Origin of the sequence: Mesorhizobium sp. M8A.F.Ca.ET.021.01.1.1, assembly GCF_003998025.1 — a bacterium.
GTDB lineage: Bacteria > Pseudomonadota > Alphaproteobacteria > Rhizobiales > Rhizobiaceae > Mesorhizobium.
Window position 1 is genome coordinate 1 of record NZ_RZSJ01000204.1, and the last position, 9,583, is coordinate 9,583.

Genomic DNA, 9,583 nt, shown 5'->3' on the forward strand with positions numbered 1-9,583 from the left:
AATCGGCGGCGCGGGGCAAAAAACCACCCTCCCGCCTTGCACTGGTCACGCCTTCGCCCCACTCTCCCGTAAAGCCAGCAAGCAGAGGAATTCGAGGGGCAAATCACGGATGGAGCATGCGATCTATCTCGTTACGCTGGTCGGCACGGCACTTGTTGTCGCCGCCGCGTTTTCGAGCCTGATCGCCTTCCGCTTCGGCGCCCCCCTCCTGCTCCTGTTTCTGTGCATCGGGCTCGCCACCGGAACCGACGGCCTCGGCATCCAGTTCGACAACGCCCGTATCGCCTATTTTGCCGGCTCACTGGCGCTCGCCGTCATTCTGTTCGATTCCGGTTTCGGCACGCCGCTCAACGCATTGCGGCAGGCGGCAGGACCGGCCCTGTCGCTGGCGACCTTCGGCGTGCTTCTCACCACCGGCCTGTTCGGCGCCGCCGCCTACTATCTGCTCGATCTCAGCTGGCTGGAATCCTTCCTGCTCGGTGCCGCCGTCGCCTCGACCGACGCGGCGGCCGTGTTCTTCCTGCTGCGCGCCGGCGAGATCAATCTGCGCGAGCGCGTGCGCTCCACGCTCGAGGTGGAATCGGGCACCAACGATCCGATCGCCATCTTCCTGACCATCACGCTGGTCGAGATCATCGCCGCCCACGCCAATCCCGAAGCCAATGTCCTGGTCACCAACCTGATCCTCGGCTTCCTCGTCAACATGGGCCTCGGCGCCATCGTCGGCGTGCTTGGCGGCCTCGCCATCGTACGCCTGGTCGATCGGCTCAACCTCGACCATGGCCTGCTGCCGATCTTCGTGCTGACCCTGTCGCTGATGGTCTTCGCGGCCGCCGGCGCGATTGGCGGCTCGGGCTTCCTGGCGGTCTATATCGCCGGGCTCATCGCAGGCAATTCCGACATCCGCGCCGTCACCATCCTGAAGCGCTTCCAGGACGGCATGTCGTGGCTGGCGCAGATCATCATGTTTCTCATCCTCGGCCTGTTCGCCACGCCTTCGCAATTTCCGGCGATCATGGTGCCTGCGATAGCGCTTGGCCTGTTCCTGATGTTCATTGCCAGACCTGTCGCCGTGTGGCTCTGCCTGATCCCATTCCGCCTGCCGCGTCCCGAAGTCGCCTTCGTCTCCTGGGTCGGCCTGCGCGGCGCCGTCTCGATCCTGCTCGCCATCACACCGCTGCTCGGCGGGCTGGAGAACGGCCGCAGCATCTTCAACGCCGCCTTCATCATCGTTCTGGTGTCGCTGGTCATCCAGGGCTGGACGGTCGGCCCGCTGGCGCGTCGCCTCGGTCTGATCGTGCCGGCGCGGCTCGGACCGCTGGACAAGGTCGAACTGGAACTGCCTGGCTCCGCGCATCACGAGCTCCTTGCCTATCGCGTGGCGCCGGGCAGCCCGGTGGCGCGCGGCGAGCGCATCCCGCGCTGGGCCCGGCCCTCGCTGGTGCTGCGTGACGGCCGTTCGATGCGTTTCCAGGACATGGGCCGGCTCGCCGCCGGCGATCAGGTCTACATCTTCGTGCCCGACCGCTATCCGCGCCTGCTCGACAAGCTGTTTGCCAGCCGCGCCGTGGTCGACCCGGAGGATGCCGATTTCTTCGGTGCCTTCGCCGTCGATCCGGCGCGTTCCGCAGCCGAACTGGAAGCCGCCTATGCGCCCGGTCTCACCGAGGCCGAGCAGAAACAGACCGTCGGCGCGCTGGTCACGGCGCGGCTCGGCGGCCATGCCGAATATGCCGACCGCGTGCTGCTCGGCCCGATCGAACTGATCGTCAGGGATGTCGACGACAAGGGCAGGATCACGGGTCTGGGCCTCTCCTTCGAGCCGACCGCGCCGGTTGCGCGCGTGCCGGTCTTCCTCAGCGCCGGCGAGATGGGCGACCGTCTGAGCGCCTTTATCCGCAACTGGCGCAAGCCGGCCGAGGCGCAGGTGGCGGCACAAGCGGATGACACCCCTGAGCCGCCGGTCGAGAAGGCATCGGTCGAACGCTGACTCGGGCGACCGTTTGCACCGCCCCCACATACGCCGGAGTGGTATTCACGGACTATGTCCGCGCCGGTCTCAAAATTTCGCATCCGACCTCGGCCTAAGCCTTGCATCGCCGCCGATGCGGGGTATGGTCCCGGCGATTTTCAGACGAAAGGGACCGGCATGGCTGCCTTCAAGACACTGGACGACATCGGCAACATAAGCGGCAAGCGCGTGCTGGTGCGCGTCGACCTCAACGTTCCCGTCGCCGACGGCAAGGTCACCGACGCCACCCGCATCGAGCGCATCGCGCCGACCATCGCCGAATTGTCCGGCAAGGGTGCCAAGGTCATCCTGCTCGCCCATTTCGGCCGGCCCAAGGATGGCCCCTCGGCCGAATTCTCGCTGGAGCCGATCGCCAGGGCCACCGCGCAGGTGCTCGGCCGCCCCGTCGGCTTCGCCTCCGATTGCGTCGGCGACACGGCGGGCAGCGCTGTCGCCGCCATGGACAAGGGCGACGTGCTGCTGCTCGAAAACACCCGCTTCTACAAGGCCGAGGAGAAGAACGATCCCGCCTTTGCCGAACGGCTCGCCGCCAATGGCGACATCTTCGTCAACGACGCCTTTTCGGCGGCCCACCGGGCGCACGCCTCGACGGAAGGGCTGGCGCGCCTGCTGCCATCCTTTGCCGGCCGCACCATGCAGGCCGAACTTGAGGCGCTGGAGAAGGGCTTGGGCAATCCGGTGCGTCCGGTCGTCGCCATCGTCGGTGGCGCCAAGGTCTCGACCAAGATCGACCTGTTGATGAACCTGGTGAAGAAGGTCGACGCGCTGGTTATCGGGGGCGGCATGGCCAACACCTTCCTCGCCGCGCGCGGCACCGATGTCGGCAAGTCGCTTTGCGAGCATGACCTGGCCCCGACCGCCAAGCGGATCATGATCGAGGCCGCCGAAGCCGGCTGCGCCATCATCCTGCCGGTCGACGGTGTCGTCGCCAAGGAATTCAAGGCGGGCGCCGCCTGCGAGACCGTCGCCATCTCCGACGTGCCAGCCGATGGAATGATCCTCGACGTCGGCGCCAAGACCGTGACGACGATCGGAGAGTGGATCGACCGCGCCGCGACGCTGGTGTGGAACGGCCCGCTCGGCGCCTTTGAGATCGAGCCGTTCGATTACGCCACGGTGGCGGCGGCCAAGCATGCGGCCGCGCGCACAAAGGCCGGCAAGCTGGTTTCGGTCGCCGGCGGCGGCGATACGGTGGCGGCGCTCAACCATGCCGGTGTCGCCGACGACTTCACCTATGTCTCGACCGCCGGCGGCGCCTTCCTGGAGTGGATGGAAGGCAAGCCGTTGCCCGGCGTCGACGTGCTGAAGCGCTGAAGCGTTCGGCGGCTCCCCGGCAATTCGATCAACTCGAAGGGAGCCGGCGGCGGCGCCGGCGACTTTCAATCGATTCGAGCTTTCCGGCGTCATTCCTTTGGCGGTAGTGTTCTGCTAGGCGCAGATCAACCGGTTCAGGAGAAGCATGATGAGCGAACGTCTCGAAGACATTGCCGCCGCGATCGTGGCCAACGGCAAGGGCCTCTTGGCCGCCGATGAAAGCTCCGGCACCATCAAGAAGCGCTTCGACGTCATCGGCGTCGAATCGACCGCCGACAGCCGCCGCGACTACCGCGAGATGATGTTCCGCTCCAGGGACGCGATGACCAAGTACATTTCCGGCGTCATCCTCTATGACGAGACCATCCGCCAGAAGGCCGCCGACGGCACGCCTCTGGTCGACATCATCAAGGCATCAGGCGCCATTCCCGGCATCAAGGTCGATGCCGGCGCCAAGCCGCTGGCCGGCTTTCCCGGCGACACCGTCACCGAAGGCCTCGACGGCCTGCGCGAACGGCTTGCCGACTATTACAAGCTCGGCGCCCGCTTCGCCAAATGGCGTGCGGTGATCGACATCGACACCGCCAGGGGCGTCCCCTCGGCCACCTCGATCGGCGCGAACACCCATGCGCTCGCCCGCTATGCCGCCCTTTGCCAGGAAGCCGGCATCGTGCCGATCGTCGAGCCTGAAGTGCTGATGGACGGCGCCCACGACATCGGCACCTGTTACGAGGTTTCCAAGGCGACGCTGACAAGGCTCTACGACGAACTCCACGCGGCCCGCGTCGTGCTTGAAGGCACGATCCTGAAGCCGAACATGGTCCTGTCGGGCAAGAAGTCGGGCATCGTGGACAGTCCCGAGCAAGTCGCCGAAAAGACCATAAAGCTGTTCCGCGAGACGGTGCCGGCGGCGGTACCGGGCATCGCCTTCCTCTCCGGCGGCCAGGAGGACGAGGAGGCGACCGCCAACCTCAACGCCATCAACGCCATCGGTCCGCACCCGTGGAAGCTGACCTTCTCCTACGGCCGCGCGCTGCAGGCGGCGCCGCAGAAGGCCTGGAGCGGCAAGGCGTCCAACATCGCCGCCGGCCAGGCCGCCTTCACCCACCGCGCCCATATGAACCATCTGGCCGCACTCGGCAAATGGAAGGCGAGCCTGGAACAGGCTGCCTGAAGACCCCCTGCTATCCCTTCCCTTCAAACCCGGGCCGACGTGCCCGGGTTTTTTGTTTTGGCGCGCCGGCCTTGGGGCCAGGCATTCGCATTCTTATTTCCTCTGGGCATTCCTGGCAGCGGCGATGTCGGCTCGCGCCCATCCCGTACGTCCTTGGGGTGCAGACAGGGAGAAGTTCATGCATCGCAACAAGGTCGTTTCGCGCGAAGACTGGTTCGAGGCCCACAAGGCACATCTAAACCGCGAGAAGGAACTGACGCGGTTACGCGAACGCGTTGCGGCCGAGCGGCGGCAGCTACCCTGGCTGAAGGTGCGGAAGGATTATGTCTTCGAGACGGAACACGGACCAAAGAAACTGGCCGATCTCTTCGCCGGCCGCAGCCAGCTGATCGTCTACCACTTCGTGTTCGCGCCGGGCTCGACGCATCACTGCGAGAGCTGTGCCTTCGTCGCCGATCACATCGACGGCGCCAACCAGCATCTCAGGCATCATGACGTGTCGCTTGTCGTGATCGCGCGCGCGCCGCTCGCCGAGCTGCTGCCTTACAAGCAGCGCATGGGATGGAAATTCGACTGGGTGTCCTCCTATGCCTCGGATTTCAACTTCGACATGCAGGTCTCCTTCACCGACAGGCAGATCGCCTCCGGCGAAGCCGTCTATAATTTCGAGACACCGGTATCGACGTCGAAGGACCTGCCTGGCACCACTGTCTTCTACAGGGAGGAAGCCGGTGACATCTTCCTGACCTTCATGTCGCGCGCCCGTGGCAGCGAGCAGTTCATCGGCGCCTATCAATATCTCGACATGGCGCCGAAAGGCCGTGGCGAGACCGGCCCCTATGGCACTTCGATGGACTGGGTGCGGTTGCACGACGACTATGGAAACAGGTCGCGGCAGGACGACGCTTGCCCCTAGGGCAATTTCAGAAAAAGCGTGAAACGGTTTCCCGTCCGGAATTGCGCCAAAACAAAGGGCATGGGTCGATGAGGCGGGATCCGTTCACGCCGATCAAAACATGCGCTAAGGCTGCCTCGTCATTTCACGGTATTGCCATGCGTTTCCCGACCATCCTCACCTGGCTCGCCTTCCCGGTCTATGTCTGGCAGGGGTTGGGCGTGCGCCGCCGCACCTCGCGCATGCTGCCGGCGCAAGGCCCGGTCATGCACGAGATCTCGGGCCAGGCCCCGGTGATGTCGCTGCTGGTCCTGGGCGATTCCTCCGCCGCGTCGGTCGGCATCGGCAATTCCGAAAACGGCCTTGCCGCGCAGCTCGCCGTGCTGATTGCGCAGCGCACGGGCAGCGCTGTGCGCTGGCGTGCCGCCGGCTTCAATTCGGCGACATCTGGCCAGATCCGCGACCATGTCCTGCCCAATTTGTCGGCCGATCCGTGGACGCATATCATGCTCGCCATCGGCACCAACGACACCAAGAATTTTCATTCCGTGCCGCGCTTCAAGAAGGAGTTCGGCGGCCTGCTCTACGCGCTGCGCGCCAAATGGCCGGAGGCGCGCGTGGTATGGTCGCCGGTGCTGGAGTTCACGCGCGCGCCGGCCATGCCGTCGCTGCTCGGCAAGATCCTCGAGGTCCGCGCCACCGCGATGAACCGGATGGGCGAACGCCTCTGCCTGGAACGCGGCGCGGTGCCAGCGCCGCGCCTGCCGATCACCAACCCTGAAGCCGGTTTTGCCTCCGACGGGTTCCATGCCTCGGAGGCCGGCTACCGGGCCTGGGCGGAACATCTCGTCGGCCCTGTGCTTGGCGACTGAATATCTATGGCCAGGCGGCGCGACAGCTTAGGTCAAATGCCCGAGCACGGCCGCCAGCGAAATCGCCGCCATGGCAAGAAGCGCCAATTTCCAGAAATCGCCGCGTCGCCTGAGCCCGGGCCAACCGAGCGGCTTGATGAGCTGGATCACCATGAACCCGACGATGACAAGGGCGAGGAGTTTCGTCATGCCGCCTTTGACCAGCAACGCCGTCACCTGTCAAAGCGGTTTCGCTCGGTCTCCGGGAAAGAAAGACGCCGCGATCCAGAACCGGAACGCGGCGCCCGCACCTAACCGCGCAACGATCTACTTCAGCGGCTTGAGGCCAGCCTCGATCGAAGCGCGTTTTGCCTCCAGGAACGGCGGCAGGGCAAGGCTTTCGCCGAGCGTTTCCAGCGGCTCGTCGGCGGTGAACCCCGGCCCGTCGGTGGCGATCTCGAACAGGATGCCGTTCGACTCACGGAAATAGAGCGAGCGGAAGTAGTAACGCTCGACCTCGCCGCTCGACGGCAAACGGAATTCGGCAAGACGCGCCGTCCATTGATGGAGCGTCTCCTGGTCGGGCGCCCTGAAGGCGACGTGGTGAACCGCACCGGCGCCTTGCCTTGCGGGCGCCAGCCCGGGCTGCACGGCGACATGAAGCTCCGCCGCCGGCCCGCCCGCGCCCATTTCGAAGACGCGGACCTGGCCCTCGCCGTCCGGCGAGGCATAGTCGCGTACCTTGCGCATGTTCATCACCCTGGTCAGCACCGCCTCGGTGTTGGTGATATCGGGAACACTGATGACGATTGGCCCGAGCCCGCGGATCTGATGTCCGGCCGGCACCGTGCTTTGCGCCCAGGGATGGCTGCCGCCCTTTCCGTCATCGCTGACGAGCCGCAGGCGCTGGCCTTCGGGGTCTTCGAAATCCAGCGACTTGTAGCCACCGATATCAGCGATCTCTCCTGTCACGATACCTTCGCTGGCAAGGTGCTGCTTCCACCAGGCAAGGCTCTCCTGGCTGCCGACCCTGAGGCTGGTCCGCGCGATGCTGTGCGTGCCACGCCGTTCGCGGCCGACCGGCCAGTCGAAGAAGGTCAGGTCCGTACCCGGTGTTGCCTCGCCGTCGGCATAAAAGAGATGGTAAGCCGAGGTATCGTCCTGGTTCACCGTTTTCTTGACGAGCCGCAGGCCCAGCACCTTTGTGTAAAAGTGCAGATTGCCGGGCGCATTGGCGGTGATGGCGGTCAGATGGTGAATTCCTGTCAGTTGCATGCTCATGGTCGTCTCCCTGTTTTTGGGGAAGAATTTTCTCCTTTCATATCAGAACTCCGGTCGTCCCGCTTAAGGCCGCCTGTCCCGACAGTTTGTCGCCAGGCGATGAACAATACGGCCAGATTGGCTGATCTTGGTGAACGACCCGCACCCGCAGGACCTGCCATGACGAGAACGGAACTGTCGCGATACGACCTGCCATCCTCCTGACAGACTGCTGTCAGGAGGGGTATGCGATACTGCCTCCAGTTAGAGAGAGGAGATTGGTCATGAACGGTTTTACCATTCTGCGTGGCATGCAGCACTATGTCGGCAAGATCCGCACGATGCGCAACGAGATCCGCACGCAGCGGTTCATGAACGCGCTGCCCGCCGACATTCGCAAGGATATCGGCTGGCCCGACATGTATGCCGAGCGTCGCCATCACGGCAATTGAGCAGAATTTTCAAGCCAGCGGTTGGAGGCTGACACGTCAGCACCCAGATATCAGGTCCGGCGCGAGGGATGGAGCGAGCTCATGCCCGAGAACAAGACAATCGGCTTCCTTTTCATCGAGGGCTTTGCTGACTGGGAATATGGGTTGCTGGCGGCCTCGGCGGTCGAGTGGTTCGGCGCTCGCGCCGTGTCGCTGACGCCGGGAGGCAAGCCGGTGACCGGAATCAGCGGTTTTCGCCTGACACCGGACCGTTCGGCGGACGCCGATGACAATATCGATCTCGATGCCGTGGCCGTCATCGGTTCCGACCAGTGGGCGGGCAAGGCGCCGCCGGATGCTTCCGAACTGCTGACGGCCGTCGCGGCGCGCGGCGGTGTCGTTGGCGGCATTTGCGCCGGGACGCTGGCGCTGGCCCGAGCCGGCATGTTCGAGAAGGCCAGGCATACCAGCAATGGCCGTGACTGGATCAACCGCCACGAAGCCGGCTATGCCGGCGACGGCAATTATCAGGACGTGCCGCACGCCGTGGCCGACGGCAGGATCGTCTCCGCGCCGGGCTCGGCGCCCGGCACCTTCGCTCTCGCCTTTCTGCGGACGCTCTATCCCGAAAAAGGCAGCGATCTCGCGCAGATGCGGACGCTGTTCGCCAAGGAGTATGCTGAAGCCTCCTGACAGTATGCTGTCAGGAGGCGCGTGCGATGGTGACTGATGCGCATGGCCGGCCGAGAGGACGATCGATGAAAAGCTGGAACGACAGGCTGAACACGCCTGGCATCAACGGCGTGAAACCAACGCCGCGCACGATGGGAGACGTCGTCGAGGGCCAGCCCATGCTGGTGCCAACCGCGCGCCAGGTCCATGATTTCATCCGCTCGATTCCTGAAGGTGTCGAGATGGACGTTCGCGCGTTGCGCACCGCGCTCGCCATTGAGCACGGCGCCGAAGTGACATGCCCGGTCACCATAGGCTATCATCTGCGCACGGTCGCCGAGGCAGCTAAGGAGGATTTCGAGCGCGGCATGACGCTCCGCGACATCGCTCCCTTCTGGCGCGTGCTTGATTCGAGGACGCCGACAACGAGGAAACTGTCCTTCGGCGCGGAATTCGTTGCCGCGCAGCGTAAGCGCGAAGGGCTGAAACCGTAATGCATGTCATGTGGAAGTGGACCCGGTCCGGGAGCCACGGCATGCATGGGAAAGACACTGGGGAAGCAAACGATGCGCCGCGCCGACAGGCTCTTTCAGATCGTGCAGCATCTGCGTGGCGGCCGCCTGGTCACCGCACAGAAGCTCGGCACATGGCTCGAGGTTTCCGAGCGAACCATCTATCGCGACATAGCCGACCTGCAGTCGACTGGGGTGCCGATCGACGGCGAGGCTGGCGTTGGCTACATGATGAGGGAGGGTTTCGACCTTCCGCCGCTGATGTTCACGCGTGACGAGATCGTGGCGCTGGTTGCCGGCGCCCGCATGGTGCGCGCCTTTGGCGGCGCTGCCATGGCGCGCGCCGCCGACGAGGCGCTGGTCAAGATCGGTGCCGTACTGCCCGATGCCGAAAAGGATCGCATCGCCCGCACCGAGATCCACACGCCGATGTGGGTGGTCA

General features: G+C 64.7%; 11 protein-coding genes. 9 read left to right on the forward strand and 2 right to left on the reverse strand.

All coding sequences use genetic code 11. The features are described from left to right. Positions 1-109 precede the first annotated feature (109 nt). The 5 genes from EOA36_RS17290 to EOA36_RS17310 all read left to right on the forward strand — a co-directional run bounded on the left by EOA36_RS17290 (position 110) and on the right by EOA36_RS17310 (position 6,287). The gene (locus EOA36_RS17290) at positions 110-1,990 is read left to right on the forward strand and encodes a potassium/proton antiporter (protein WP_127278666.1); all 1,881 of its coding nucleotides are present in this window, start codon (positions 110-112) and stop codon (positions 1,988-1,990) included. Positions 1,991-2,149: 159 nt separating this feature from the next. Further along, complete coding sequence (locus EOA36_RS17295) at positions 2,150-3,346, forward strand: phosphoglycerate kinase (RefSeq protein ID WP_127278667.1); 1,197 nt, start codon at positions 2,150-2,152, stop codon at positions 3,344-3,346. A gap of 148 nt (positions 3,347-3,494) precedes the next feature. Beyond that, positions 3,495-4,520 (forward strand): class I fructose-bisphosphate aldolase, encoded by a 1,026-nt coding sequence (locus EOA36_RS17300; RefSeq protein ID WP_127278668.1) that lies wholly within the window; start codon positions 3,495-3,497, stop codon positions 4,518-4,520. 178 nt (positions 4,521-4,698) lie between these two features. Then, positions 4,699-5,436, forward strand: a complete 738-nt coding sequence (locus EOA36_RS17305; protein WP_127278669.1) for a thioredoxin family protein — start codon at positions 4,699-4,701, stop codon at positions 5,434-5,436. Between the two features lie 137 nt (positions 5,437-5,573). Next, a complete protein-coding gene (locus tag EOA36_RS17310) occupies positions 5,574-6,287 on the forward strand; it encodes an SGNH/GDSL hydrolase family protein (protein ID WP_127278670.1) in 714 nt (237 codons plus the stop codon). 27 nt (positions 6,288-6,314) lie between these two features. Here EOA36_RS17310 and EOA36_RS17315 read toward each other — a convergent pair whose 3' ends face one another. Both EOA36_RS17315 and EOA36_RS17320 read right to left on the reverse strand, forming a co-directional pair. Then, positions 6,315-6,494, reverse strand: a complete 180-nt coding sequence (locus EOA36_RS17315) for a hypothetical protein (protein WP_189521867.1) — start codon at positions 6,492-6,494, stop codon at positions 6,315-6,317. Positions 6,495-6,593: 99 nt separating this feature from the next. After that, a complete protein-coding gene (locus EOA36_RS17320; protein ID WP_127278671.1) occupies positions 6,594-7,547 on the reverse strand; it encodes a ring-cleaving dioxygenase in 954 nt (317 codons plus the stop codon). A 263-nt stretch (positions 7,548-7,810) separates the two neighbouring features. On the opposite strand from EOA36_RS17320, the gene EOA36_RS17325 reads away from it, so the two are divergent. The 4 genes from EOA36_RS17325 to EOA36_RS17340 form a co-directional block, all read left to right on the forward strand. Then, a complete protein-coding gene (locus EOA36_RS17325; RefSeq protein WP_015315361.1) occupies positions 7,811-7,978 on the forward strand; it encodes a hypothetical protein in 168 nt (55 codons plus the stop codon). A gap of 81 nt (positions 7,979-8,059) precedes the next feature. Beyond that, a complete protein-coding gene (locus tag EOA36_RS17330; RefSeq protein WP_127278672.1) occupies positions 8,060-8,650 on the forward strand; it encodes a DJ-1/PfpI family protein in 591 nt (196 codons plus the stop codon). 65 nt (positions 8,651-8,715) lie between these two features. After that, on the forward strand, positions 8,716-9,123 hold the full coding sequence (locus tag EOA36_RS17335; protein ID WP_127278673.1) for a hypothetical protein: 408 nt from the start codon (positions 8,716-8,718) through the stop codon (positions 9,121-9,123). Positions 9,124-9,195: 72 nt separating this feature from the next. Continuing rightward, the coding region (locus EOA36_RS17340) for a YafY family protein (protein ID WP_145969198.1) at positions 9,196-9,583 on the forward strand (388 nt) is incomplete at its 3' end.